Source organism: Microbispora sp. CA-135349, from assembly GCF_050947365.1.
Classification (GTDB): domain Bacteria; phylum Actinomycetota; class Actinomycetes; order Streptosporangiales; family Streptosporangiaceae; genus Microbispora.
Window position 1 is genome coordinate 4,882,452 of the sequence record NZ_CP192001.1, and the last position, 24,924, is coordinate 4,907,375.

26 protein-coding genes are annotated in these 24,924 nt (G+C 72.5%); 11 read left to right on the top strand and 15 right to left on the bottom strand.

The window, feature by feature from the left end:
* Window positions 1-4: 4 nt before the first annotated feature.
* Complete coding sequence (locus ACQPZZ_RS22640; RefSeq protein WP_432921557.1) at window positions 5-910, top strand: hypothetical protein; 906 nt, start codon at window positions 5-7, stop codon at window positions 908-910.
* Between the two features lie 115 nt (window positions 911-1,025).
* Here ACQPZZ_RS22640 and ACQPZZ_RS22645 read toward each other — a convergent pair whose 3' ends face one another.
* Genes ACQPZZ_RS22645 through ACQPZZ_RS22655 form a run of 3 tightly spaced genes read right to left on the bottom strand, consistent with a single transcriptional unit; the run spans window position 1,026 to window position 4,520 of the window.
* Complete coding sequence (locus tag ACQPZZ_RS22645) at window positions 1,026-2,237, bottom strand: acyl-CoA dehydrogenase family protein (protein WP_363645034.1); 1,212 nt, start codon at window positions 2,235-2,237, stop codon at window positions 1,026-1,028.
* A gap of 52 nt (window positions 2,238-2,289) precedes the next feature.
* Window positions 2,290-3,255: a glucosyl-3-phosphoglycerate synthase gene (locus ACQPZZ_RS22650; RefSeq protein WP_432921560.1), complete on the bottom strand. Its 966-nt coding sequence runs from the start codon at window positions 3,253-3,255 to the stop codon at window positions 2,290-2,292.
* A gap of 35 nt (window positions 3,256-3,290) precedes the next feature.
* Complete coding sequence (locus ACQPZZ_RS22655) at window positions 3,291-4,520, bottom strand: MFS transporter (protein ID WP_432921563.1); 1,230 nt, start codon at window positions 4,518-4,520, stop codon at window positions 3,291-3,293.
* 118 nt (window positions 4,521-4,638) lie between these two features.
* Between ACQPZZ_RS22655 and ACQPZZ_RS22660 the strand changes: the two genes are divergently transcribed.
* The gene (locus ACQPZZ_RS22660; protein ID WP_432921566.1) at window positions 4,639-5,238 is read left to right on the top strand and encodes a TetR/AcrR family transcriptional regulator; all 600 of its coding nucleotides are present in this window, start codon (window positions 4,639-4,641) and stop codon (window positions 5,236-5,238) included.
* On the opposite strand, the gene ACQPZZ_RS22665 is transcribed toward ACQPZZ_RS22660, so the two are convergent.
* A complete protein-coding gene (locus ACQPZZ_RS22665) occupies window positions 5,204-5,698 on the bottom strand; it encodes a hypothetical protein (RefSeq protein WP_432921569.1) in 495 nt (164 codons plus the stop codon). The two genes, ACQPZZ_RS22660 and ACQPZZ_RS22665, sit on opposite strands and share 35 nt — an antisense overlap.
* 19 nt (window positions 5,699-5,717) lie before the next feature.
* Here ACQPZZ_RS22665 and ACQPZZ_RS22670 point away from each other — a divergent pair, with 19 nt between their 5' ends.
* Both ACQPZZ_RS22670 and ACQPZZ_RS22675 read left to right on the top strand, forming a co-directional pair.
* Window positions 5,718-6,176, top strand: a complete 459-nt coding sequence (locus ACQPZZ_RS22670; RefSeq protein ID WP_432921572.1) for an alcohol dehydrogenase catalytic domain-containing protein — start codon at window positions 5,718-5,720, stop codon at window positions 6,174-6,176.
* Window positions 6,140-6,592: a zinc-binding dehydrogenase gene (locus tag ACQPZZ_RS22675; RefSeq protein WP_432921575.1), complete on the top strand. Its 453-nt coding sequence runs from the start codon at window positions 6,140-6,142 to the stop codon at window positions 6,590-6,592. The genes ACQPZZ_RS22670 and ACQPZZ_RS22675 overlap by 37 nt, the downstream gene beginning before the upstream one ends.
* Window positions 6,593-6,614: 22 nt before the next feature.
* Here ACQPZZ_RS22675 and ACQPZZ_RS22680 read toward each other — a convergent pair whose 3' ends face one another.
* The 3 genes from ACQPZZ_RS22680 to ACQPZZ_RS22690 form a co-directional block, all read right to left on the bottom strand.
* Entirely contained in the window at window positions 6,615-7,040 is a 426-nt protein-coding gene (locus ACQPZZ_RS22680) for a winged helix-turn-helix transcriptional regulator (RefSeq protein WP_432921578.1), read from the bottom strand.
* 29 nt (window positions 7,041-7,069) lie between these two features.
* Window positions 7,070-8,155 carry an LLM class flavin-dependent oxidoreductase gene (locus tag ACQPZZ_RS22685; RefSeq protein ID WP_432921581.1) on the bottom strand — a complete coding sequence of 362 codons (1,086 nt, stop codon included), beginning with the start codon at window positions 8,153-8,155 and terminating at the stop codon, window positions 7,070-7,072.
* A gap of 130 nt (window positions 8,156-8,285) precedes the next feature.
* Window positions 8,286-9,758 carry a helix-turn-helix domain-containing protein gene (locus ACQPZZ_RS22690; RefSeq protein WP_432921584.1) on the bottom strand — a complete coding sequence of 491 codons (1,473 nt, stop codon included), beginning with the start codon at window positions 9,756-9,758 and terminating at the stop codon, window positions 8,286-8,288.
* A 243-nt stretch (window positions 9,759-10,001) separates the two neighbouring features.
* Between ACQPZZ_RS22690 and aceA the strand changes: the two genes are divergently transcribed.
* Window positions 10,002-11,294: an isocitrate lyase gene (aceA, locus tag ACQPZZ_RS22695; protein WP_363645046.1), complete on the top strand. Its 1,293-nt coding sequence runs from the start codon at window positions 10,002-10,004 to the stop codon at window positions 11,292-11,294.
* A gap of 144 nt (window positions 11,295-11,438) precedes the next feature.
* On the opposite strand, the gene ACQPZZ_RS22700 is transcribed toward aceA, so the two are convergent.
* From ACQPZZ_RS22700 to ACQPZZ_RS22715, 4 genes are all read right to left on the bottom strand, one after another.
* Entirely contained in the window at window positions 11,439-12,242 is an 804-nt protein-coding gene (locus ACQPZZ_RS22700) for an ABC transporter ATP-binding protein (RefSeq protein ID WP_363645048.1), read from the bottom strand.
* Between the two features lie 45 nt (window positions 12,243-12,287).
* Window positions 12,288-14,042, bottom strand: coding sequence for a protein kinase domain-containing protein (locus tag ACQPZZ_RS22705; protein ID WP_432921589.1), 1,755 nt, complete (start codon window positions 14,040-14,042; stop codon window positions 12,288-12,290).
* A gap of 268 nt (window positions 14,043-14,310) precedes the next feature.
* The gene (locus ACQPZZ_RS22710) at window positions 14,311-14,712 is read right to left on the bottom strand and encodes a type 1 glutamine amidotransferase (protein WP_432921592.1); all 402 of its coding nucleotides are present in this window, start codon (window positions 14,710-14,712) and stop codon (window positions 14,311-14,313) included.
* Between the two features lie 129 nt (window positions 14,713-14,841).
* On the bottom strand, window positions 14,842-15,822 hold the full coding sequence (locus ACQPZZ_RS22715; RefSeq protein ID WP_432921595.1) for an alpha/beta hydrolase: 981 nt from the start codon (window positions 15,820-15,822) through the stop codon (window positions 14,842-14,844).
* Between the two features lie 116 nt (window positions 15,823-15,938).
* Here ACQPZZ_RS22715 and ACQPZZ_RS22720 point away from each other — a divergent pair, with 116 nt between their 5' ends.
* Genes ACQPZZ_RS22720 through ACQPZZ_RS22735 form a run of 4 tightly spaced genes read left to right on the top strand, consistent with a single transcriptional unit; the run spans window position 15,939 to window position 18,720 of the window.
* Window positions 15,939-16,325: a hypothetical protein gene (locus ACQPZZ_RS22720; protein WP_432921598.1), complete on the top strand. Its 387-nt coding sequence runs from the start codon at window positions 15,939-15,941 to the stop codon at window positions 16,323-16,325.
* Window positions 16,322-17,122, top strand: coding sequence for an ABC transporter permease (locus ACQPZZ_RS22725; protein ID WP_432921601.1), 801 nt, complete (start codon window positions 16,322-16,324; stop codon window positions 17,120-17,122). Before ACQPZZ_RS22720 ends, ACQPZZ_RS22725 begins: the two co-directional genes overlap by 4 nt.
* Before the next feature lie 6 nt (window positions 17,123-17,128).
* Window positions 17,129-17,917, top strand: coding sequence for an ABC transporter permease (locus ACQPZZ_RS22730; RefSeq protein WP_432921604.1), 789 nt, complete (start codon window positions 17,129-17,131; stop codon window positions 17,915-17,917).
* 2 nt (window positions 17,918-17,919) lie between these two features.
* Entirely contained in the window at window positions 17,920-18,720 is an 801-nt protein-coding gene (locus tag ACQPZZ_RS22735) for an ABC transporter ATP-binding protein (protein ID WP_432921607.1), read from the top strand.
* On the opposite strand, the gene ACQPZZ_RS22740 is transcribed toward ACQPZZ_RS22735, so the two are convergent.
* The 4 genes from ACQPZZ_RS22740 to ACQPZZ_RS22755 form a co-directional block, all read right to left on the bottom strand.
* Window positions 18,650-19,120: a hypothetical protein gene (locus tag ACQPZZ_RS22740; protein ID WP_432921610.1), complete on the bottom strand. Its 471-nt coding sequence runs from the start codon at window positions 19,118-19,120 to the stop codon at window positions 18,650-18,652. The two genes, ACQPZZ_RS22735 and ACQPZZ_RS22740, sit on opposite strands and share 71 nt — an antisense overlap.
* A gap of 64 nt (window positions 19,121-19,184) precedes the next feature.
* Window positions 19,185-20,138, bottom strand: a complete 954-nt coding sequence (locus ACQPZZ_RS22745) for an ABC transporter permease subunit (RefSeq protein WP_432921613.1) — start codon at window positions 20,136-20,138, stop codon at window positions 19,185-19,187.
* Window positions 20,125-21,312, bottom strand: coding sequence for an ATP-binding cassette domain-containing protein (locus ACQPZZ_RS22750; RefSeq protein ID WP_432921616.1), 1,188 nt, complete (start codon window positions 21,310-21,312; stop codon window positions 20,125-20,127). Before ACQPZZ_RS22750 ends, ACQPZZ_RS22745 begins: the two co-directional genes overlap by 14 nt.
* 85 nt (window positions 21,313-21,397) lie before the next feature.
* On the bottom strand, window positions 21,398-22,555 hold the full coding sequence (locus ACQPZZ_RS22755) for a LolA family protein (protein WP_432921619.1): 1,158 nt from the start codon (window positions 22,553-22,555) through the stop codon (window positions 21,398-21,400).
* A gap of 174 nt (window positions 22,556-22,729) precedes the next feature.
* Between ACQPZZ_RS22755 and ACQPZZ_RS22760 the strand changes: the two genes are divergently transcribed.
* Window positions 22,730-23,404 (top strand): response regulator transcription factor, encoded by a 675-nt coding sequence (locus ACQPZZ_RS22760; RefSeq protein WP_432921622.1) that lies wholly within the window; start codon window positions 22,730-22,732, stop codon window positions 23,402-23,404.
* Window positions 23,405-23,571: 167 nt separating this feature from the next.
* Window positions 23,572-24,924, top strand: coding sequence for a sensor histidine kinase (locus tag ACQPZZ_RS22765; protein ID WP_432921625.1), 1,353 nt, complete (start codon window positions 23,572-23,574; stop codon window positions 24,922-24,924).

Genomic DNA, 24,924 nt, shown 5'->3' on the forward strand with positions numbered 1-24,924 from the left:
TGCGGTGGCGGACCGATGGGCGGAGGGCACGCTGTGGAGCTACCGTCACGAACTTGCCACTCCTCCGCGCACGATGGCGACGGCCGTGCTCGGCGCGATGGCCTTCGCCGCCGGAGGGGCCTGGGCGGTGAGCGGCGCGGTGCGGACCGGCGGGCCGGCCGGGATTGCGTCGGTCGTCCTGGCCATCGCGGCCGGCTGGATCGCCGAGCGCGCCTGGCTGCGGATCGCCCTCGCGCGGCGCCGGTTCATCGCCGACACGTCTGATGCCGAGAAGCTGTCGGCCGAGTGCGCGGCGGCCTACGTCCGTTGGAAGCACCGGCTCGCCGACAAGCCCGACGACAGAGAGATGGCCGCCTGGCTGGACTGCGATCGCAAAGTGCTCCTGAACGAGGCGCTGCGGCACTACCGGCTCAAGATGAGCGACGTCGTCGCCTACGCCTTCATCGAGGCGCGGAGCGGTTCCGCGACCCGGGCGCGGGTATCAGGCGGACCCTGGCGGTACCGGAAGTACGAGATGATGATTTTCCTCATCACCGCCGACGGGGTGCGGCAGTGCAACGCCAGGCTTCACTTCGCGGACGGCACCTTCCACGATCGGAATCGGCTGAACTACCGCTTCGAGGCGGTCACGGCCGTCCACGTGCGGCAGTCGGACGACAACGCGCACACCTTCGAGCTCTCCCTCATCGACGGCCAGAAGATCCCCGCTCAGATGATCGGGCCGGAACCGGAGGAACACCAGCAGTCCGAGGATCCCGAAGAGATCTCCGAGGTATCGCTGGACGCGGCCGGGCTGCGCCACACTCTGCATGTCCTCGAGGGTGTCGCGGCGGAGGGCAAGGCGTGGATGACCCCCGAGCGCCGCCGCGGCGCGACCAGCCTGGATGACCCTGAACGTCCCGCCGCGTAGGCGGGCTGGGAGACAGCGGTTCCGCCGGCGGCTGGAACGGCAGCCGCCGGCAGAGATCGGACGTGCACCTCATCGGATCGCTCTGCCCGCCGAGCAATCGGCCCCGCAGCCACCGCTAACGGACGGGGAGGCCGGTGACGGCGCGGCCGATGATGAGGCGCTGGATCTCCGACGTGCCCTCGAAGATCGTGAAAATCTTGGCGTCGCGGTGGAAGCGCTCGACCGGGTGCTCGCGGGTGTAGCCGGCCCCGCCGAGGATCTGGATGGCCTGCTCGGTCGCCCAGACGGCGGTCTCGCTCGCGACCAGCTTGCTCATCGAGCCTTCGGCCTGCTCGAACCCCCGGCCGTTGCGGGCCGTCCACGCGGCCCGCCAGGTCATCAGCCGGGCGACGTCCACCCGGGTGGCCATGTCGGCCAGCAGGAACGCGACTGCCTGGTTCTCCCCGATCTTGCGGCCGAACTGCTCCCGCTCCCGGGCGTAGTCGCGGGCGTACTCGTAGGCCGCGCGGGCGACGCCGACGGCCATGGCGGCGACGAGGGGGCGGGTGGTCTCGAAGGTCCGCATCGCCGCCTGCCCGCCGGACCGCGCGCCGGCGCGTGCCCGGGCGAGCCGCTCGTCCAGCTTCTCCTTGCCGCCCACCAGGCACCGTCCGGGCACCCGTACGTCGTCCAGGACGACCTCGGCCGTGTGTGAGGCGCGGATGCCGTGCTTCTTGAACTTCTGGCCCTGGGACAGGCCCGGCGTGCCGGGCGGCACCACGAAGGACGCCTGCCCCCGGGTGCCCAGGGCGGGGTCGACCGAGGCCACGACGACGTGGACGTTGGCGATGCCGCCGTTGGTGACCCAGGTCTTCACGCCGTTGAGGACCCACTCGTCCTTCGCCTCGTCGTAGACGGCGCGCGTCCTGATCGCGCCGACGTCGCTGCCGGCGTCCGGCTCCGAGGAGCAGAACGCGCCGAGCTTGACGTCGCCGGGAGTGCCGAACATCTGGGGCAGCCACTCCCCCATCTGCTCGGGGGTGCCGTTCGCGGCGATGGAGGCGGCGGCCAGGCCGGTGCCCACGATCGACAGGCCGATGCCGGCGTCGCCCCAGAACAACTCCTCGAACGCCACGGGCAGGCCGAGCCCCGACTCCTCGAACCACTGCTGGGCGAAGAAGTCCAGCGAGTACAGCCCGATCTTGGCGGCCTCCTCGATGAGCGGCCAGGGCGTCTCCTCGCGCTCGTCCCATTCCGCACCGGCGGGGCGGACGACGTCCCGGGCGAACTCGCGGACCCAGCCGCGCAGTTCGCGGAGGTCGTCGCTCAACTCGGGGCAGAAGGTCATCGGGGGCTCTCCTCTCCTGAAGTGTTACCAACGGTAACACCCGAGGAGCCGGTCAGCGCAGCCGGGAGGCGTATTGGGGGACCGTCGCCATCGGCGGGCGCTCGGCCACCCCGACGTCCCGGGTCACCGGGCGGTGTCCCGCCGGGCCGCGTTCGAACTGGACGAGCCGCGCGGACGGCTCGTGCAACGGGACGATCTTGTTGTGACGCTCCAGCCGCGCCCAGGCGGTGTGCATGATCTGCCCGGCCATCCCGCCGAGCGCCTCGGTCGACTGGTGGGAGTGGACCCGGCGGCCCAGGTCGACCTGCGCGAGCGCGTCGAGCCCCACCAGATCCAGCAGGTCGATGAGGAGTCCCAGCTCCACGCCGTACCCGGTGACGAACGGCACCCGTTCCAGGACCGCGCGGCGGCCGGCGTACTCCCCCGCGAGCGGCTGCACGAACCCGGCGAGCAGCGGCCAGTGCAGGTTGAGCAGCGGCCGGGCGACCAGCTCGGTGACCCTGCCCCCGGCGTTCGGCTCCGCCGCGCCGAGCAGCGGCCTGTCATAGCACGCCTTCACGTATCCCACCGCGGCGTCGGCCAGCAGCGGCCCCAGCAGGCCGGTCACGAACGAGGTCCGGAACTCGCGCAGATCGGCGTCGACGAACACCACCAGGTCGCCGGTCGTCACCGCGAGGGACTTCCACAACGCCTCGCCCTTGCCGTCGTAGCGCGGATCGTGCAGCTCGGGCAGGATCTCGTCCTGCGCGAAGACCTTCGCCCCGGCGCGTAAGGCCCGGGCCGCCGTGTCGTCCGACGACCGGGAGTCGATCACGACCAGCTCGTCCACCAGCGGCACGGCCTCGACGAGGTCGCGCCGCACGGCCGAGACGATCTCCCCGACCGTCTCCTCCTCGTTCCTCGCGGGCAGCACCACCGAGATCGTGGCGCCTCCCTTGGCGGACAGCAGGGCGCGGGCCGGCCAGTCGGCCGCCGACGAGGCACGCCGACTCAGCCAGGCCTCCACCTCAGGCAGCACGCCCGTCCTCCCCCTGTCCGCCACTTTCACTGGCATCACCTTATGCGGCGGCCGGAGGAGGCGATCAGCACGAGCCCCCCTCCCAGCGCGAGCACCCCCGCCACGCCGTAGATGAGAGCGGCGAAGCCGTACGGCGCGGCTGCCGAGGCCGCGACCGGGCCGATGCTGGCCCCCGTGAACAGGAAGAAGGTGAACAGGGAGACGGCCGTGGCCCGCGCGGGGCCGGCCAGCAGGCCCACGGTCTCGATCACGGCGGGAGCGGCGACGCCGATCGCGAAGGCGAAGACGGCCAGCAGCACCGCCAGCACGGCGACACCGGGGGCGGTCAGCCCGACCACCAGCGCGATCGCCGCGGCGAGCCCGAGGGCCAGCGCCGCCCTGCGGGCCGGGGAGATCCGGGCGAGGTACGGCGTGGCGAACGGGATCGCGACGATCGCCGGCAGTGCGGTGGCCCGCAGCGTCAGCAGCGCCGAGGGGTCGCCGGCGATGCCCGCGGGGCCTTCGAGCTGCAGCGCGGTGTAGAGGGCGACGAACGCGCCGAGGACCGTGAGCGTGGCGGCGTACACCAGGACCAGGCGCGGATCGCGCAGCAGCGCCGGAACGGCGGCGTAGGGGTTCCCTCCCGCCCCGCGGCCGGTGTCGGGCAACATCACCCGGCGCAGCACGACGGTCACGACGGCGAACGCGGCGGCGCCAAGCAGGAAGACCGTCCGCCATCCGAGCAGGTCCCCGAGGGCCTTGGCGGCGAGCTGGGCGACCACGGCCGAGGCGAACAACGCGCTGACCACGGAGGTCATCGTCACGGGCCGGCGGCGGGGTTCGACGCGCTCGGCGATGTACGCGAACGCGGTGGGGGCGAAGACGGCGGTGGTGACGCCCTCGACCACCCGGAGCGCGAGCGCCGCCCCGGAGCCGGGGCTCAGCGCGACCAGCGCGGTCGTCACCGCCGTGGCCGCCATGCCCCAGGTCATCACGCGACGCCTGCCGTACAGGTCGGACAGCGGGCCGAACAGCAGGAAGCCCGCCGCGTATCCGAGGCCGAACGCGCTGACCAGCCAGGTCAGGACGGCGGCGGGGGCGCCCCATTCCGCCGACATCCGCGCCAGCAGGGGGATCACGACGTAGAGGTGCCCGGTGGCGAGCAGCCCGGCCGGCACGAACGCGGCCACGGTCCGCGCGAACGGCGCGTAGCCCTCGGAGTCCGCCTCAGGGGGACGGTGCATCGCGGGTGCCGTCTCGATGACGGCGTGAGTTGATCTGCTCATGGCCGGGACAGTAGCCAACCAACCAGTTGGGTGTCAACCAACTAGTTGGTGGCACGGTTCGGTATGCTGGGCGGAACCCACCCTGAGCCCCGTCCGCTCGCGAACCCGGAGGAAGCCGATGTCGCCGCGCAAAGACGCCAAGGACCCCACCGCCGCCACCAAGGCCGCCCTGCTGGAGGCCGCGCGGACGGAGTTCGCGGCGTACGGCGTGGCGGGCGCCCGGGTGGACCGCATCGCCGAGCGGGCCGGGGTCAACAAGGAGCGGATCTACGGGCACTTCGGCAGCAAGGAGAAGCTGTTCGACACCGTCATCAAGGCGGCACTGGACGAGGTCGCCGCCGCGGTGGCGATGCCGGGCAAGGACCCGGCGGAGTACGTCGGCAACCTCTTCGACTTCTACTCCGCCCACCCCGACCTGGTACGCCTGCTGATGTGGGAGGCGCTGCACTACCGGGGTGAGGACGACCTGCTGCCCGGTCAGGAGCTGCGGGTGGACAAGTGCCGGTCGAAGACCGAATCCCTCGCCGAGGGTCTCGGCCGCCAGCCGGACGCCTCGGTCGCCCGGATGGTGTTCTCGCTCGTGGGCATGGCGATGTGGCCGAGCGTCATGCCGCAGCTCGCCCGGATCACGGTCGGCGAGGAGGCGGCGACCCCCGAGGGCCACGAGGCGCTGCGCGACCACATCATGGCGTTCGTCCGCGCCGCCGTCGAGAAGTGACCGCCGCCGCCGTCGAGAGATGACCGGCGGCGCCATCGGGAAGCCCTTGCGCCGGCGCACCAGATAGCCGCCGCCGTCCGGGACCAGGGTCAGCCGGATCGCGGGGGTTGCTCGCACCGCCCCAGAACCACCCCTCCCGGGCCGTCCCCAGGGCCGCTCGCTCGGCCAGGCCCGGGTTGCCGTACTGCCCCAGCCGCCACAGGTGCAGGTGGTGGTAGCCGAACAGCATCGCGGCCGACGCGTCGGCGTGGGAGAGAAGCCGGACGGCCTCGAGGACCGTCTCCCAGCTCTCCCCCGCGCCGCCGAGTTCCGCCTGGACGAGCAGGGCCGGCAGCCCCGGGTTCCGCAGCAGGGCGACCTCCGCCAGCGGGGCGGACCCGGCGGTATCCCGCTCGGCCGTGTCCCCGCGCCAGCGCGGCCGCGACCCGGCGCACCGCCGCGAGAGCCGGCGCGTCCGCATCGCCCGCCGGGGTCCGGAGGTGGAGACGTTCGCGAAGGTGGAGCGGCCGGTCCCCGGTCCCGGGCAGGTGCTGGTCGCGGTGCGGGCGGCGGGGGTCAACCCCGTCGGTTGGAAGCGGCGCAGCGGCCACCTCGCGCAGATCGCTCCGGTCGACTTCCCGGCCGTGTTCGGCGGCGAGGTCTCCGGAGTGGTCGAGGAGGTGGGGGACGGCGCCGGCGAGTTCGCGCCCGGCGACGCGGTCTTCGGCAACACCGTCGCCGGCGGGTACGCCGAGTACGCGCTGCTTCCGCTCGAACTGACCGCGCCCAAGCCCGCCGGCCTGTCGTTCGCCGACGCGGCGACGCTGCCCATCGCGGCCGCCACCGCGTACGACGGCGTGCGGCAACTGGGTCTGCCGCCCGGCGCCACCCTGCTGATCACCGGCGTCGGAAGGGCGTCGGGGTGGCGGCGGCGCAGATCGCCAAGCACACCGGCGTGAGGGTGATCGGCACCGCCAGCGCCGGGAAGAAGGACTTCCTCGAGTCGCTGGGCGTGGTCCACGTCGAGCCGGGGCCGGGCGCGGCCGACCGTATTCGGGCCGCGGCGCCGGGCGGCGTCGACGCGATCTACGACCTGGTCGGCGGCAGGGCGCTGGAGGAGGTGGCCGGCCTGCTGGAGGACCGGTCGAAGCTGATCACGGCGGTCGACCGGGAGACGGTCGGCCGTCTGGGCGGCTCGCTGGTCGAGCGGGTCCGCGACAGAGCGGTGCTGGAGGCCGTGGCGGACCTGGCTGTGACCGGCGCACTCCGGCCGTTCGTCACGCAGGCGTTCCCCTTCGAGCAGGCGCCCGCGGCGCTGCGTGCGGTGGAGGACGGTCACGCCCGCGGCAAGATCGTGATCGAGGTCGGCGCCTGAGCCGTCCCGACCCGCTCGGGCGTCATCCCGGAGCCGCGGCCTCCTGCCGGCCGTCGTACTCGGCGCGGGCCCCGTCGACGTCGTCGATGTGCTCCACGGCCCAGTCGAGCAGCGCCGACACGGTGTCCAGCAGGGTCGCGCCGAGCGGGGTCAGCTCGTAGTCGACACGCGGCGGGACCACCGGGTGCACGGTGCGCCGCACCAGTCCGTCGCGTTCGAGGTCGCGCAGGGTCGCGGTCAGCATGCGCTGGCTGACGCCCGGGATGGAACGCCGCAGCTCGTTGTAGCGCCGCGGCTTCCTGCCGAGCTCGGCGATGACGGTCACCGCCCACTTCTCGCCCACCCGGTCCAGCACCTCGCGTACCCGGCAGGCCGTGTCGTCGCGTGCGGCCAGGACAGCGGGCACCCACTCCCGTCGCGCGTCGCCGTCGGAGGATCTCGCGGCCATGGTCACCCCACCCCCACGGCGATATTACTTCACCCTCCCGGTAGGTCCAGTGGGGAATGGGCGGCAGCCGCCTCCCAGGCGGGTGTGGGGATCTCCCTGCGCACGACGGGGACCACCTCGGCGAAGAAGCGCTCCAGGTGGGCCCGGGTGACCGCGGAGTCGGCGAAGAAGAACCCCTCCAGGCCGACGCCGAAGACCTGGTTGCCGAAGGAGGCATGCAGGTCCAGCAGCTTGGCGGTGACCTGCTCGGCGGTGCCCACCAGCGCCGACCCGTTCGCCAGGAAGTCCTCGAACGAGTCGAACGGGAAGTGGTTGCGGTCCGCGACGGGCAGGCGCCGGAAGGACTCGAAGGCGGGCCGGGCCAGGGCGAGCGCGTCCTGGGACCGATCGGTGATGACCGGCGAGTGCGCCCCCACGCCCACCAGCGTGGAATCCGGGTCGTGCCCGTACCGGGCGAGCCGCTCGCGATAACGGCGCACCAGGCCGAGGTAGTGCTCGGTGCGCCGGAACCCGTTGGCCGAGTAGAGCGGGTCCCCCCACTTCGCGGCCAGGTCGATCGAGCGCTCACTCGTCGCCGAGCCGTGCCACACCCGCGGGGCCGGCCGCTGGAACGGGCGCGGCCGGGTCGTCGCGTCCTTCAGCTCGGGCCGGTACCGTCCGGACCAGGTCATCCGCTCCTCGCGCCACAGCCGCCGTACCAGCTCGTAGCTCTCCTCCAGACGGTCCCACAGCTCGTCCTCCGCCACGCCGAACATTCCGGGCGAGACGGGATCGTTCCCCTTACCGATGATCAGATCCAGGCGTCCGTCGCTGAGATGGTCGAGCGTCGCGTACTCCTCGGCGGTCCGTACGGGATCCGCGAGCGACAGCACCGCCACGGTCGTGACCAGCCGAATGCGGCTCGTCTTCGCGGCGATGTGCGACAGCACCACCGCCGGCGCCGACGACAGGAACACCGGGTTGTGACGCTCCCCGACCCCGAAGGCGTCGTAGCCGATCCGCTCGGCCCACACCGCCAGGTCGACGACCTCCCGGAACCGCTCACGCTCGGCGCCCGGCACGTACCCGGGCAGGCTCGGATCGTCGGACAGCAGGGTGGCGGCGAGGAATCTCACGGCCTCGATCTTGCACGAGTTCCACGGCCGGCGGCAGAAGGCACTTTTTTCTGCCTCTGTCATCCGGAGGGAACCGCGGCTCTCCCGGATGGCGAGGGCCTGGTCGGGGTTCCAGGCGTGGCAGGGCCTCTCAGCCGTGGCCGGCGTGGCGCTCCAGGAACGCGTACACGTCGGCCTCGTCGACGCCGGGGAACGACCCGGGCGGCAGCGCGGCCAGCACGTGGGAGTTGGCGCGCGCCGACGGCCAGGCGTAGCCCTCCCAGCGCTGCGCCAGCTCGGCCGGCGGGCGGCGGCAGCACTCGCCGTTCGGGCAGTTCGACTTGGTGCGGTGAGTGGTCTCCCGGCCCCGGAACCACCGCGACTCCCGGTAGGGCACGCCGAGCGTGATCGCGAAGTCCTTCTCCTGCGACGGGTCCACGTGGGCGACGCAGAAGTACGTGCCGGTGGGCGAGTCGGAGTACTGGTAGTACAGCGAGAACCGGTCGGGCGACAGGAACACCTGGCGCCCCGACCACTGCTGGCACATCCGCTGGCCCTCGATCGCCCCCTGCTCGTCGGCGGGGAAGATGATCCCGTCGTTCTCGTACGCCTTGTAGATGATCCCGCCGGCGTCGTTGCGCACGAAGTGGCACACGAGGTCGAGATGGCGCGTGGCCAGGTTGGTGAACCGGTGCGCCGCCATCTCGTAGGACACCGCGAACACGTCACGCAGGTCCTCCACCGACAGCGCCTTGTCCTGCTTGGCCTCCCGCAGGTACGGCACGGCCGCCGCCTCGGGCACGAGGACGGCCGCGGCGAAGTAGTTGGCCTCCACCCGCTGGCGCAGGAAGTCGGCGAAGTCGCGCGGCTTGTGGTGCTGCAGCGCGATGTGCCCGAGCGTCTGGAGCAGCACGGTACGCGGCGTGTGCATGCCCAGCTGCTGGCGTTTGACGTAGATACGCCGGTTGCGCAGGTCGGTCACCGACCGCGCCGACCGCGGCAGGTCGGGCGCGGTGTGCACGGCGAACCCGAGGTGCGACACCAGCGCCTGGACGGTGCTCTCCGACAGCGCGCCGGTCCGGTAGCCGACGGCGGTCAACGCCTCGGCGGCGGCCTTCTCGATGTCCTCGAAGTAGTTGCCCAGCTCGCGTTGCCTGCGCCGCAGCTCGGCGTTGGCGGCGCGCGCCTCCTCCGGCGTGGCCGTGCCCTTCGCCTCCCTGGCCTTGAGCTCCTCGAACAGGCCGAGGATGTGTTCGAGCACGTCGTTGGGCACCCGCGAGGAGACCTTCAGCCGGCTCAGCCCGAGTCCCGCGTACAGCGGGTCGCGCTGCGCCTCCTCCAGGGCGATCTCGAGCTGGGCCCGCCGGTTCGGCGCCTGTCTGCGCAGCAGCTCCTCCACCGGCACGCTCAGCGCGGCGGCCAGCGACTTCAGCAGCGAGAGCTTGGGCTCGCGCTTGCCGTTCTCCAGCAGCGACAGCTGGCTGGGGGCGCGCCCGACGCGCTCGCCGAGCTCGGTGAGCGTGAGACCGCGCTGCTTGCGCAGGTGCTTGAGCCGCTGGCCGAAGGCCAGGAGATCGAGCTCGTGCGTCAAAGACAGCGGTTCTTCGCCCAGAACGGAGGTCATAACCCGATCTTATGCGGAAAATCAGCGATTCTTCCAACCGGACGCGATCCACCTCACGCGGATTGGTCTAGTCCATAGCGAAAACTTGACGTTTCTTCACCGTCGAATACCCCCGAGTCTTACGCGAAGAAGAAAATCTGCCGTTCTTTCGATTGGGAGGCCTTGTGAGTGTCTTGATATCGACACAAACTCGGAAGCAAGCCCCAGGTGACGACAACGTACGCAACAAGGGAGTGACCGGAGATGTCGGATCGCCTCACCGCAGCCGTCCAGCGGCTGCAGCAGGACTGGGACAGCAATCCGCGGTGGACGAACGTCGAGCGGACCTACACGGCCGAGGACGTCATCCGCCTGCGCGGCTCCGTGCAGGAGGAGCACACGCTGGCCCGCCTCGGCGCCGAGCGCCTGTGGAGCCTGCTGCACCACGAGGACTACGTCCACGCGCTGGGCGCGCTGACCGGCAACCAGGCGGTCCAGCAGGTGAAGGCGGGCCTCAAGGCCGTCTACCTGTCCGGCTGGCAGGTGGCGGCCGACGCCAACCTCAGCGGTCACACCTATCCCGACCAGAGCCTCTACCCGGCCAACTCCGTCCCCACCGTGGTCCGCCGGATCAACAACGCGCTGCTCCGGGCCGACCAGATCAGCTGGGCGGAGGGCGACGAGGAGGCCCCGCACTGGCTGGCGCCCATCGTGGCCGACGCCGAGGCCGGCTTCGGCGGCGTGCTCAACGCGTTCGAGCTGATGAAGGCGATGATCGCGGCCGGCGCCGCGGGCGTGCACTGGGAGGACCAGCTCGCGTCCGAGAAGAAGTGCGGCCACCTCGGCGGCAAGGTGCTGATCCCCACCGGCCAGCACGTCAAGACTCTCAACGCGGCCCGCCTGGCGGCCGACGTGGCGGGCGTCCCCACCCTGGTCATCGCGCGGACCGACGCCCAGGCCGCGACGCTGCTGACCAGCGACGTGGACCCCCGCGACCGCGCCTTCTGCATCGGCGACCGCACCGCCGAGGGTTTCTACCGGGTCCGCAACGGCGTCGACGCCTGCATCGCCCGGGGCCTGGCCTACGCGCCGTACGCCGACCTGTTGTGGATGGAGACCTCCACGCCCGACCTCGACGTGGCGCGCGAGTTCGCCGACGCGATCAAGCGCGTGTACCCCGACCAGATGCTGGCCTACAACTGCTCGCCGTCGTTCAACTGGAAGCAGCACCTGGACGACGCGACGATCGCCAAGTTCCAGCGCGAGCTGGGCCACATGGGATACAAGTTCCAGTTCATCACCCTGGCCGGCTTCCACTCGCTGAACTACTCCATGTTCGACCTCGCCCGCGGCTACGCCGAGGAGGGCATGACGGCCTACGTTGGCCTCCAGGAGGCGGAGTTCGCCGCCGAACGGCTCGGCTACACCGCCACCCGCCACCAGCGCGAGGTCGGCACCGGATACTTCGACCTGGTCAGCACGGCCGTCGCGCCGGACTCCTCCACGACGGCCCTGAGCGGCTCGACGGAGGAGGCGCAGTTCGCCGGGGCTCGCTGAGCGGCGCCGGCGCACGGACACAGGTCGGACGATCGGGTCCCGCCGCCGATCCGCAGGTCACCCTCGGGGCTCTGACGAATCGGCGGCGGGGCCGCGACGCGGGCGAGTCCCGAGTCAGACACGGTTAGACGCGGTCAGACGCGGTCAGACGCGGAGCGCCCGGGCATACCAGCGGCCGTCCAGCGAGTCGATGCGCAGACGGCGGCCGAAGCAGTCGGACAGGTTCGGTCCTGTCAGCACCTCCTCGACGGGACCGGCGGTCAGGATGCGGGTGTCGCGCATCAGCAGGGCGTGCGTCGTGGTGGCCGGCACCTCCTCCAGGTGGTGCGTGACCATCACGGTGGTGAGCCCCTGCCGGGTGCGGGCCAGGTCCTCCAGCGCCTCGATCAGGTCCTCCCGCGCCGGCAGGTCGAGGCCGGCGAACGGCTCGTCGAGCAGCAGGATCGCCGGATCGGCCATCAGCGCCCTGGCCACCCGGACCCGGGCCCGCTCCCCCTGCGAGCACACCTGGAACCTGCGGTCGGCCAGGTCCTTGCAGCCGAGGTCGGCCAGCAGCCGGTGCGCCCGCTCCCGCTCCTCGTCGCCGTACCGGTCCCACAGCGGCGCGCTCGTCCCGGTGTGGCCGGTGAGCACCACGGTCAGCGCGGTCGCGCCCTCCTCCTCCAGCAGCGACTCGTCCACCAGACGCTGACTGGCCGCCACCAGGCCGATGGTCCGGCGCAGTTCCCGCAGGTCGACCCGGCCGAGCCGGCGCCCGAGCACGGTGGCCGTGCCCGAACTCGGGTGGCGTACGGCGGCGGCGACCGAGAGCATCGTCGTCTTCCCGGCGCCGTTGGGGCCGAGGATCACCCAGTGCTGGCCGTGCTCCACCCGCCAGTCGGCCCCGGTCACCAGGGTCCGGCCGACCACGCGGACGGTCACGTCGTCGAGTTCGAGAGCTGCGTCCATGAACACACAGCATGGTGCATGAACGCACCCGCTCACGACGGCGTTTCAGGGGATGGACGGCGCCGGGGTGGCGACCACGCCCGGCGACTCGCCCACCGGGGGCGGCGGAGTGGCGCTGGGCGGAGAAGACTCCCCGTCTCCCCACTGCGGCTCCCTGGTGATCCCCGGCGACGGGATCGGGGTATGGCCCTGTCCGGGATGTTCGGGATTCCCCGGCTGCCTGGTCTGTCCGGGCCGGACGGGCGGGGACGGCCGGGGCGAACGACAGTCCCGCGGCCGCCCGGTGGCGCAGTCCCCCTTCGCCGGCGGGCGCCGGATCACCCCGGGGGGCGGCGACGGCGCCGAAGTGGTCCACGCGTCGTCCCGGGCCGCCGTCCCGGGCGGCGGCGTGGACGGTGCGGACGGCTGTGCGGCCGGTGGTGCGGACGGTGGTGCGGGTGGCGGCATGGTCCGCGTGGCCGTCACCGTCACCCGGGGCCCGGCGCCGTCCGCGATGGGAACCACCGGCGGGCGGAAGGTGCCGAGCACGTCCTCGGGCGGCAGGGCGCTGTCCTCGCCGGGGACGGCCACGGGCAGCGCGGGCGGCGGATCCGCCGTGCTCTCCATGTGGGCCGAGCCGGCGCCCGCCGCGACCACGGTCACCGCGGCGATCGTCACGGTGGCGAGCGCCGCGAAACCCGCGTGGGACATCTGCGCCCCCGAACGCGCCGCACGGCGCCGCGCCGCCCTGCCCTGTGTCGACCTCCCCTGTGTCGACCTGCCCTGTGTCGATCCGCCCTGTGCCGGCCCCTGTGCCGATCCGCCCTGTGCCGATCCGCCCTGTGCCGATCCCTGTGCCGATCCCTGGGCCGTCCCGCCCTCCGTACGCTGACCGCGCACGGCCGCCCGGCCGGGCAGGGCGCCCGCCGGGTAGGACACGGGCTGCCAGATCTCGTCGAGCACGGCGGCGACCGCCCGCCGGGGATCGGCGGCCGCGTGGATCCCGCTCGCCGCGAGCAGGGAGGCCAGCAGGCAGGCCGCGTCCGGACGGCCGGCGGGGTCGCGCCGCAGCGCCGCCGCCACGCCGTCCCACAGCATCTTCGGCACGGCGTCGATCCGGGGCTCCTCGACCAGGATGCGCCGGGTGAGCACGTCGAGATCACCGGCGCCGAACGGATGCAGCCCGGTCGCCGCGAACGCGACCAGGCAGCCCCAGGAGAACACGTCCGAGGCGGGGATGGCATGGTGACCTCGCAGCCGCTCGGGCGCGACCCAGCCGGGGCTGCCCATGATCTGCCCGGCCTGCGTGTGCGCCATGGCGACGTCCAGATCGCGAGCGATCCCGAAGTCGATGACGAACGGCCCGCGCGGCGACAGCAGCACGTTGCCGGGCTTCAGGTCCCGGTGGACCAGTCCGGCCTCGTGCGTGGCCACCAGCGCGGCGGCCGTGCCGAGGGCCACGCCGTACGCGAGGTCGGGGGTGAGCGGTCCCTGCGCGGCGACGACATGGGAGAGCGGGGGGCCGGGGACGTACTCGGTCACGAGATAGGGCCGTTCGCCGTCGAGACCGTCCTCGATGACGGCGGCCGTGCAGAACGGCACCACCCGCCGGGAGAGCGCGACCTCCTCGGCGAAGCGGGCCCGCAGCGTGGGATCTCCCAGGTGCATCGGATGCGGTGTCTTCAGCGCGACGTATCCTCCGCCGGGGTGCCCGGCCAGGTAGACCACGCCCATTCCGCCGCTGCCCAGCCGGCCGAGCAGTAGATAACGCCCGATGACGACCGGGTCGCCCACCGTCAGCGGGCGCACACCGGGAGGCATGCCGTTTCCGGGGGCCGTTCCGCCACGTGCCATACGGAAGCTACCTCTCTCGAAGTGCCGCACAGCCACTGTGGCCGTTTGGAACGCGCCACGCGCTCAAGTAGCGACAAGCGGCATGAGAGGTAAGGCCAATGCCACCGTTCGGTTAGGTCAGATCGAGAAACCGCAGGTCACATAGGTCTCATAAGCCACAAAACGACCCGCGAACAGAGCACGGCCAGGGCCGAACCGTCCGTCGCGGCGAACGCCGCGCGCCGGATCCACGACCCTAAGGTCGTCCCTCGCGGACCAAGGCGGCGAAGCGGGAGGCCGCCTCGCCCCAGGCCGCCCGCGAGAGCGCGTCGCCTGCCACGGCGGCGGCGTACAGCTCGTCGAGGTCGAGACCTCGCCTGCGGGTGTGCTCGACGTCCCACTGCCGGATGCGTTCTGGCCCCACCTCGGGGTGGAACTGCACACCCCAGGCGCGCTCGCCCAGCCGGAAGGCCTGATAGGGGCAGCGTCCGGTCTCGGCGAGCCAGACCGCGCCCGGCGGCAGGGCCGTGATGGCGTCGATGTGGTTCTCGATCGCCGGGACGGCGGCGGGCAGCCCGGCGTCCAGCCATTCCCCGAACCGCCCAGGGCCTCCGTTCGCTGCGTTCTGTACGGCGAGCACACGCGGCGTTTCCGGCACGAGGCCCGACTCTACCGGCCCCGCCCGGCCTCGTCATCGGCTACGCGACGCCGCCCGAGCACGCGTACGGCAAGGACCTCGGCGCGCTCATCCGCGCGTTGAGCGACGTCCGGTGAACCGCGGCCCTGATCAGGCGGCCTCGGCGCCGGAGGCGGAGTGGCGGGCGTGGACGGCGCCGAGGAAGCGGGAGACGTGCTCGAAGAACAGGCGGCCCTCGGGGAGGACGTCGGCGAGGAGGGGGAAGATGTGCGGCATGCGGTTCCACTCCTCGTAGGTCACCTGCACGCCGTTCTCGCGGGCGCTGACGGCGACCCTGCGGGCCTCGTCGCGCAGGACCTCGGTGGAGCCGGTGACGATCATCAGCGGGGGGATGCCGGTGTAGTCGCCGTAGACGGGGGACACCAGGGGGTCGAAGCAGTCGAGGCCGTCGGTCCATCGGCGGGCGAGCCAGTCGACGCGGCCCGCGGGGAGCATGGGGTCGGACCAGACGTTGGCGCGGCGGCGGCTGGAGCTGAGGTCGGTCCAGGGGGACAGACAGATCCCGGCTGCGGGGAGGGGCATGCCCCGGTCCCGGAGGGACAGCAGCGTGGCGAGGGTGAGATGACCTCCCGCGGAGTCTCCGGCCAGCACGATGTCCTGGGCGGCGTAGCCGAGGCCGAGCAGGCACTCGTACGCCCGGAGCGCGTCCGTCAGCGACTCGGCGAGGGAGTGGACCGGCCCTTGGCGGTAGTCGAGGGAGAACACCGGGCGGCCGGTGGCGGCCGACAGCCGCCAGGTGATCGGCCGGTGGGTGGCCGGGGAGCAGACGAAGTAGGCCCCGCCGTGGAAGTAGAGCACCGCCTTGCCCTCGTCCAGGCCGGGCCCGCCGTGCACCCATTCCCCGGTGCACGAGCCGAATCCGTCTGGAACGATGGACACGTGCTTGGGGAGGATGCCGGAGACCCGCTCGCCGAGGCAGATGATGCGGCTGGCCATGGCCATGCCCGTGGTGTTGCGCACGAGGATCGTGGAGATCGGCTTCATGGTGCCGCGCAGGACCCCGTTGATCGCGGCAGCCTGCCAGCTGACCGGATATTCCGGACGGATGTCTACATTTAGATCATGGCCCATAAAAGCCTCCCAAAAGGGACATTCCCCGTTTGGTCATCCGTTCTATCGGTTGGCATGTTTCACCCCCCTTACAACCGTGTTACGAAAAGGTAACATCCGCAGGACATGAGGCATCCATGACTGGATATTCGGGGGCTCCGCTGCCCCGGAAGCTCGGTGTCAAGCCCGGCCACCGCGTGTTGCTGGTAAACGCTCCGCAAAACCTGCCGATCGACGGTCACGACAAGGACGACGGAAGTTCCGCGCCCTATGACGTGATCGTGATGTTCTGCCCCGACGAGGCCGCCCTGCGGTCCGGGTTCCCCCGGGCTCGCGAGCGCCTGGCCCGGAACGGCGGCCTGTGGGTGAGCTGGCCCAAGAAGGCGAGCGGCGCCGCCACCGATCTGTCGGGCGACGTCGTCCGCGCCTTCGGGCTCGGCGAGGGCCTGGTGGACAACAAGGTGTGCGCCGTGGACGAGGTGTGGTCGGGGCTGCGGTTCGTCTACCGCCTCGCCGACCGTTGATCCCCGGCCACGGCGCCGCCGTCGCCCTCTATCCGCGGCTCGCCTGGTACGGCTTCCGCAGGCACGCGACCTACTGGGCCGCCGCGCTGGCCGGAGCCTTCACCAACACCGTCTTCGGGGTGCTGCGCGCGTACGTGCTGATCGCGCTGTGGCAGGCCCGGCCGGGGCTCGGCGGGTACGACGTCGCGGCGGCGGTGACGTTCACGTTCCTCACGCAGGCGTTCATCGGGCCCATGCAGCTGTTCGGCGGCGGCCTGGACCTGCCGCAGCGCATCCGCAGCGGCGACGTGGCGCTCGACCTGGTCCGCCCGGCGTCCCTGCAGGCCTGGTGCCTGTCGGAGGACCTGGGCCGGGCAGCGTACCTGTTCGCCGTCCGCGGCGCGCCGCCGGCTCTCGTCGGCGCGTCGCTGTTCGGCATCGTCGCCCCGCGCGCGCCGGTCGCGTTCCTCGCGAGCGTCGCCCTGGGCGTGGTCGTGAGCTTCGGGTGGAGGTACATCATCGCGCTGGCGACGTGCTGGATCATGGACGACCGGGGCCTCGCGACGCTGTCGATGGTGCTCACCACGTTCTTCAGCGGGCTCATGCTGCCCCTGACCATCTTCCCCGGGTGGTTCGGCGAACTCGCCCGCGCGCTGCCGTGGTCGGCGATGGCCCAGGTGCCGGCCGACGTCTACCTCGGCACGGCCGAGCCCGCCCGCGCCCTCGTCTTCCAGGCGCTGTGGGCCGCCGTCCTGCTGGCCCTGGGCGCGCTCATGACCGGCGCCGCCCGCAGGAAGGTCGTGATCCAGGGTGGCTGAGCGCCCATGATCAGGACGTACGCGCTGCTGGCCTGGACGTGGACGCGGGCCGCGGCGCAATACCGGCTCTCGTTCGCGCTCACGACGGCGGGCGCATTCGTCGTCGGCGGCCTGGACATAGCGGTGATCTGGGTGATCTTCGCCAACACCGACACGCTGGCCGGCTTCGGCCTGGCCGAGGTCATGTTGCTGTACGGCGCGTCGGAGCTGGCCTTCGCGCTCGCCGACATGCTGTTCGGCAACGTCGACCGGATCAGCCAGCACATCAGGGCGGGCACCCTCGACGTCATGCTGATCCGGCCCGCGTCGCTCTTCGTGCAGGTGGCGGCCGACCGCTTCAGCCCGCACCGGATCGGCCGGGCCGTGCAGGCCGCCGCGGTGCTGGGCGTGGCCCTGGCGCGGCTGGAGATCCCCCTCGGCCGCGTCTGGATGGTGCCCGTCATGGTGGCGTCGGGCATCGTGATCTTCACGGCGTTGTTCACGCTGGGCGGCGCGCTGCAGTTCCTGCTCACCGACGCCCCCGAGGTGGCCAACGCGTTCACCTACGGCGGGGCCATGCTCAACCAGTATCCGCTGAGCGTCTACGACGCCCGCATCGTCCGGGGGCTCACCTTCGTGCTGCCGCTGGCGTTCGTCAACTGGCAGCCGGGCCTGTACGTGCTCGGCCGGCCCGACCCGCTCGGGCTGCCGTCCTGGACGGGCCTGCTGTCCCCCGCCGCCGCGCTCGCGCTGGCCGCCGTCGCCGCGCTCGCCTGGCGTGCGGGGATCCGCCGCTACCGATCGACGGGGAGCTGACCATGATCGAGGCAGACGGGGCCGGCCGGACCTTCACGGTCCGCCGCCGGGTCGTGCACGCCGTACGGGACCTGTCCTTCCGCATCGCGGCCGGGGAGTTCGCCGCCTTCCTCGGCCCGAACGGCGCGGGCAAGTCCACCACGATCAAAATGCTGACCGGGATCCTCACGCCCACGTCGGGCCGGATCAGGGTGGCCGGTCTCGACCCCTCCCGGCGCCGTACGGCTCTGGCCCGCAGGATCGGCGTCGTCTTCGGCCAGCGGACGACGCTGTGGTGGGACCTGCCGCTGCGCGACAGCCTGGAACTGGCCCGGCTCCTTTACAAGGTAGATCGCAAGGTGTTCCGGGAGCGGCTCGACGAGATGTGCGACCTGCTCGACCTGGGCGATTTCCTGCGGACGCCGGTGCGCCAGCTCAGCCTCGGGCAGCGGATGCGGGGCGACATCGCCGCCGCTCTGCTGCACGATCCCGACGTGCTGGTGCTCGACGAGCCGACGATCGGGCTCGACGTCGTCAGCAAGGCGGAGGTGCGCGACTTCCTGCGGAGGCGATGCGCCGAACGAGGGACCACCGTGCTGCTGACCACCCACGACCTGGGCGACGTCGAGCGGCTGTGCCGCCGGGTGCTGCTGATCGACCACGGCCGGCTGGCCTTCGACGGCACCGTGGACGACCTGCGCGCGACGGCGCCCGGGCCCGCGTCGATCGAGGACGTGGTGGCCGGCCTCTATCTCAGAAGCCGAACGACTCCTCGTACTCCTCCTCCTCGTCCCGCACCGGACCGGACCAGCGGGACGGCATGAGCACCGGGAGGAACAACGCGACGCCGAGCAGGCCGTAGACGCCGGTGGACAGCAGCGTGAGCATGCCCCGGCCCGCCTGCAGCAGCTCGGCCTGCACCGCAGGGCCGGTGGGCACGAGGCTCGCGGCGCGCGACACGTCCAGGACGTAGACCACGGTCCAGGCCAGCAGCGCCATCGACGGGACGAACGCCGCCAGCGGTGACACCCGGCCCACCAGCACCAGCCCGAGCAGCAGGCCCACGACGGCCATCACGCCCAGAGCGATCAGCATGCGCGTGTCCTTGGCCGGGTCGACGCTCTGCGCCGCTCCCCGGACCGCCTCCTGGGACGCCCATCCGCCACCGAGGAGAAGAGCCGCCGCGACGAGAGCGCCCAGAAGCAGCCCGAAGAAGTGCCGCATGAACACCGCCTTGGGTGAGAGGTCCGCGGCAACACTAGCGACAAAGAACGGTAAAGGGCAGCACTTACGCCGTGATGTCCTCGCTCGTGAAGCGCGCCCAGGCGACGGAGCCGAAAACCAGCGCGTAGGCGGCGAAGACGAGCAGTCCCTGGCCCATCCGGTCGGTCGCCATCGGCTCCCGCAGGGCCCCGTCGAACGCGTCCCACCACCACGTGAGCAGGACCGGCCGTACGGCCGCGACCTGCGGGATCGCGGTCAGCACCTGGCTGACCACCACCAGCACGACGCTCGCGGCCACCGCACCGATCGGCGCCTCGGTGAGCGTGGAGACCGCGAGCGCGACCGCGCCGAGCGCGGCCATCCCCGCTGCGGCGTACAGGACGACCAGCCCGACGCGCAGCAGGGCGCCGGCCGCCGGGATCGTCGTGCCGGACAGCAGCGTCACCGGCCCGACGGGGAAGAGCACCAGCCCGACCGCCAGCGCGGACAGCGCCACCACCGCGCACGCCGCGAGGCAGTAGACCACGATGTTGGCGTACTTGACCGCGAGCAGCCTGGTCCGGCCCGCCGGAGCGACGAGCAGGTAGCGCAGCGTGCCCTGGGCCGCCTCGCCGGCGACCGCGTCGCCCGCCACGACCGCCACGGTCAGCGGCAGCACGATCGGCATCATGACGACGAACGCCGCGAACGTCAGCATCAGGCCGTTGCCCGCGATCTGGCCGACGATCGAGCCGCCCACGTCGCCCCCCGAGGCGACCCGCACCGCGACGCCGACCAGCACCGGCACGACCGCGAGCACCCCGAGCATCGCGAGGTTGCGCGGACGGCGGAACGTCAGACCGATCTCGGAGGCCAGCAGCCGCGTCAGGTGCCGCAGGTGAACCGGCGCGGGCGGGGCGCCCTCCGGCGCCGACGGCGGCTTCGCGTCCCGCGCCGCCTCGGCCGGCCGGGTATCGGGCACGGCCGCCGCCTCCTCACTCACCGGAATCTCACTCACCGGCTTTTCACGCACCGACATCGAACCCCTCCCCCGTCAAGCCGACGAAGACCTCCTCAAGCGTGGGACGCACCACGCCGAATCCGCGCACGGCCACGTCCTCGCCGACGAGCAGCGCGCAGATCCGCTCCGGCGCCCGCTCGCCGGCGACCGCCGTCACCTCGCCGTCCCCCGGGCGCACGTCCTCCAGCCCGGCCCGGATCAGCACGGCCGCCGCCTCGGCGACGTCCGGCGTCTCCACACGCAGCCGCGGCCGCTCGCCCGACGCGCGCAGCGCGGCGATCGGGCCCTGGGCGACGAGCCGGCCGGTACGCATGACACCAAGGTGGGTGCACATCTGCTCGACCTCGCTCAGCAGGTGGGAGGAGACGAAGACGGTCGTGCCGTCCTCGGCGATCCGTCTGATCAGCGTGCGGACCTCCCGGGTGCCCTGTGGGTCGAGGCCGTTGGTCGGTTCGTCCAGCACGAGCAACTCCCTCGGGACCAGCAGCGCGGCGGCGATCGCCAGGCGCTGGCGCATGCCCAGGGAGTAGGCGCGGTAGCGCTTGCCCGCCGCGGCGGTCAGCCCGACACGCTCCAGTGCCGCCCCGATCCTGGCCCGGGCCGTCCGCGGGTCGGCGCCCGGGTCGGCCGCGTCGAAGCGGCGCAGGTTCGCCTCGCCCGACAGGTACGGGTAGAAGGCCGGCCCCTCGACCACCGCGCCGACGCGCGGCAGCGCCCGCGCCAGCCCCGTGGGCATGGGCGTCCCGAGCAGCGACCACGTGCCGGAGGTCGGGGCGACCAGGCCGAGCAGCATGCGGATCGTCGTGGTCTTGCCCGAGCCGTTGGGGCCGAGGAAGCCGAAGACCGCGCCGCGCGGCACGGCCAGATCGACGCCGTCGACCGCCACCTGGCCGCCCCGGAAGCGTTTGGTGAGACCGGACGTGACGATGGCCTGCGCCGCCGCGTCCCCGGGGGAGGGCGGGGGCGCCCCGATGTCTTCCCTGGGCGCCCCCGCGCGCGTGCCCGCAGTCACCGTGCTCACCGCGTCCATCCGGTCCATGTCCATCCGGTCGGTGTCCATCCGGTCGGTGTCCATCCGGTCGGTGTCCATCCGGTCGGTGTCCATCCGGTCGGTGTCCATCCGGTCGGTGTCCATCCGGTCGGTGTCCATCCGGTCGGTGTCCATCCGGTTGGTGTCCATCCGGTCCGCCATGTCCCTCGCGCCTGCCGCGTCCGAGCCGTTCCCGGCGTCGGCGCACACAGCGTGGACGCGGCCGCCGTACGGTGTGCGGGCTCGCTCATCGCACCGCTGCCCGGTAGAGAGCCTCCGGGGTCACGGCGCCGGCGAGCAGGCGGCCGTCGTCGGTGATCAGGATCGACACGACCTTCGTGCGCAGCAGCCGGCCGCTCCCCCACTGTCCGCTGACGGGGGTCGCCGACGCCTTCACGCCGTCGAGCAGCGCGGCGATGTCCACACCGTCACGCCCCTTCCCGTCCTGCTTCTGCGCCTCCTGCTTCTGGCCGGTGACGTCGGCCAGGGACGTGACGAGCACCCTGTCCCAGCCGGACCCGACCACCCGGCCCCGGTCGTGCGCCTCGGCGGCCGCCTCCGGACGGTGGCCGGCCGGAGGCTCGGCCGTCCCCTGCTCGACCTTCGCGCCGTGCGGCGGTGTGAAGGAGAAGTTCTCCGGGGCCGGAGCGGTGAACGACAGCGACTCGAAGCCGACCTCGAAGACCGGCTCCGCCGCTCCCTTCGCGTGCACCTGGACACGCAGCGGCATCAGCTTCTCACCGTCGAGCGCCACCCGGATGTCCTTGATCAGCGAGTCGGCCGCCTTGGGCGTCAGCACGATCTGGTAGGCCGCGCGGCCCGCGACCGTCACGTTCTCGCCGACGCTGATCGCGGTGTCGGTGCCCGCCGCGTTCAGGGCCTGCCGCGCGGCCTGCTCGGGCGTCGCGAACGACGACGCTCCGGGCCGCATCGGGGACCCGGGTCCGGGCCGCATCGGGAAGGCGCCGTCCGGCCTGCCGCCGGTGGCCGCCGGGGCGGTGAGGCGCGTCGCCGTGTTGGCGGCGCTGTCCCACATCCAGACCGTGCCGCCGTTCGCGATGACGTCGGTCTCGCTCATCTCCCCCGGCAACATGAGGCGGAACCGGTTCTCCCCCGCGTACCAGATCTTGAGCTGGTGCGACCCCGACAGCAGCGACAACGGCGTGGCCCCGGACGACCCGGGCGGCCCGGACAGGCCCGACATGCCGGGCAGCGCGGGCAGGCCGAGCGACGCCGTCTCGACGATCGTGCCGGACATCTGCGGCATCCGGCCGTTCTGCCAGGTGCGCGCGACTTCGGTCAGCAACTGCTCCGCCGTACGGTCCGGCAGGGACGGTTCGCTGCGGACCGCGGCGATCACCGGGCCGGTCCCCACGGCCGCCGCCACGACGGCCACCGCCGCCACCGGAACTCCCCACCTCACGGCGCGGGCTCTCTTCGCCATTTCACATCTCCCACTATGGGCGGAAAACCTGACGACCCGAGACTGCCGGGACGTACCTGTGCTGACGCTGAGACGGGCTGAGAGGGCTCTCAGGCTCGTCGCGCCCGCGCCCGCGAAAAGGTCCACACTGGGACAATGCGGGTTCTGGTGGTGGAGGACGAGCGGCGGATGGCGGCGGCGCTGCGCCGCGGGCTGCAGGCGGAGGGCTTCGCCGTCGACCTGGCGCACGACGGCAACGAGGGCCTGCATCTGGCCCGCGTCGGCGACTACGACGTGGTCGTGCTCGACATCATGCTGCCCGGCCTGTCCGGCTACAACGTGTGCAAGCAGCTGCGCGCGGAGGAGAACTGGGTGCCGATCCTCATGCTGTCGGCCAAGGACGGCGAGTACGACATGGCCGACGGGCTCGACCTCGGCGCCGACGACTACCTCACCAAGCCCTTCTCGTACGTCGTGCTGGTGGCCAGGCTCAGGGCGCTGCTGCGCCGGGGCGGCGGCCGCAGGCCGTCCGTGCTGCGCGCGGGCGACCTGTCGCTCGACCCCGCGGCCCGGCTGGTCGCGCGGGACGAGACGCCGGTCGAGCTGACGCCCAGGGAGTTCGCCCTGCTGGAATACCTGATGCGCCGGCCGGGCGAGGTGGTGTCGAAACCCGAGATCCTGGAGCACGTCTGGGACACCTACGACACCGATCCGAACGTGGTCGAGGTGTACGTCGGGTATCTCCGCAGGAAGATCGACACACCCTTCGGCCGCGCCGCCCTGCAGACCGTGCGCGGGGCCGGATACCGGCTCGCGAGCGACGGCGGCTGAGCGTGCCCGGATCACCCCCACCCGGATCACCCGCACCGCAGCCGGCCGCCCCCAAATCACCCGCCCCCAAATCACCCGCCCCCAAGCCACCCGCCCCCAAGCCACCCGCCCCCAAGCCACCCGCGCCGGACTCACGCGCGCCCGATCCGGTCGCGCCCGGTCCGGCCGTGCTCGCGCGCCCGGTGACGTGGTGGCGGCGGCAGAGCCTGCGGTTCCGGGTGACCGCCGCGGCGACCGCCGTGCTGGCGCTCGCCCTCGGCGTGTCGGCGTACGTGTTCGTGGGGGTGCTCGGCGAGGCGCTCGTCCGCGGCATCGACGACCAGGTGTACCAGCGGGGCCGTGAGATCGTCGCGCTGTCCGACGCGAACCGGCTGTCCGATCCCGTCGTTGCGGTGGACAACACGATCGTGCAGGTGCTCGACCGGGACGGGCGGATCGTCGACGCCACGCCGAACACCGACCGGCTGGTTCCCCTGTTGCCGGCGCGGGAGCGGGAGGCCGCCGTGCGCACCGGCGCGCCCCGCTTCCTGGACGGCCGGCCGTACGCGTTGCCGGGGCCGCTGCGGGTGCGGGCGCTCAGCGCGGACCGCGGCGTGACGGTGATCGTGGCCCGGTCCTTCGCCGAGGTGGAGAGCAGCCTGGTGACCACCGGGCACGTGCTGATCGCCGGCATGCCGATCCTGCTCGCGCTGCTGGCCGCGGTCTCATGGCTGGTCGTCGGGCGCACGCTGCGGCCGATCGCGCTGCTGCGGCGGGGCGCTGCCGAGGTCGGCGGCACCGCGCGGTCGCGGCGGCTGCCGGTGCCCGAGGCGCGCGACGAGGTCCACGCGCTCGCCACGACTCTCAACGACATGCTCGGGCGGCTGGAGGAGGCCGACGCCCGCCAGCGGGCGCTGGTCTCCGACGCGGCGCACGAGCTGCGCAGCCCGCTCGCCAGCATCCGGCTTCAGCTTGAGGTCGCGCTCAGCCACCCGGACGGGCAGGACTGGAAGGAGACCGCCGAGGGGGTGCTCGAGGACACCCTCCGGCTGTCGCGCCTCGCCGAGGATCTGCTCGCCCTCGCCCGGCTCGACGAGGGCCGCCTGGGCCGGCGGGAGCCCGTCGACCTCGCCGACATGGCCCGCCGTACGGCCGAGCGGTACGGCCTCGATCTCGACCTCGGGCCCGGCCCGTCTCCCGTCGTGCCGGGCGACGCGCTGGACCTGCGGCGGGTGCTCGCCAACCTGGTCGACAACGCCCTGCGGCATGCCGCGTCCACGGTCCGGATCGGCGTACGGGCCGACGGGACGACCGCGGAGCTCAGCGTCACCGACGACGGGCCGGGCATCCCGCCCGAGGACCGTGAGCGGGTCTTCGACCGGTTCACCCGGCTCGACGACGCGCGCAGCCGCGACGTCGGCGGGGCCGGGCTCGGTCTCGCGATCGTGCGCACCACGGTCGAGGCGCATGGCGGTACGGTCCATCTGGAGGACGCCTCCCCCGGACTGCGTGCCGTCGTCCGGCTCCCCCTGGCACGTTGA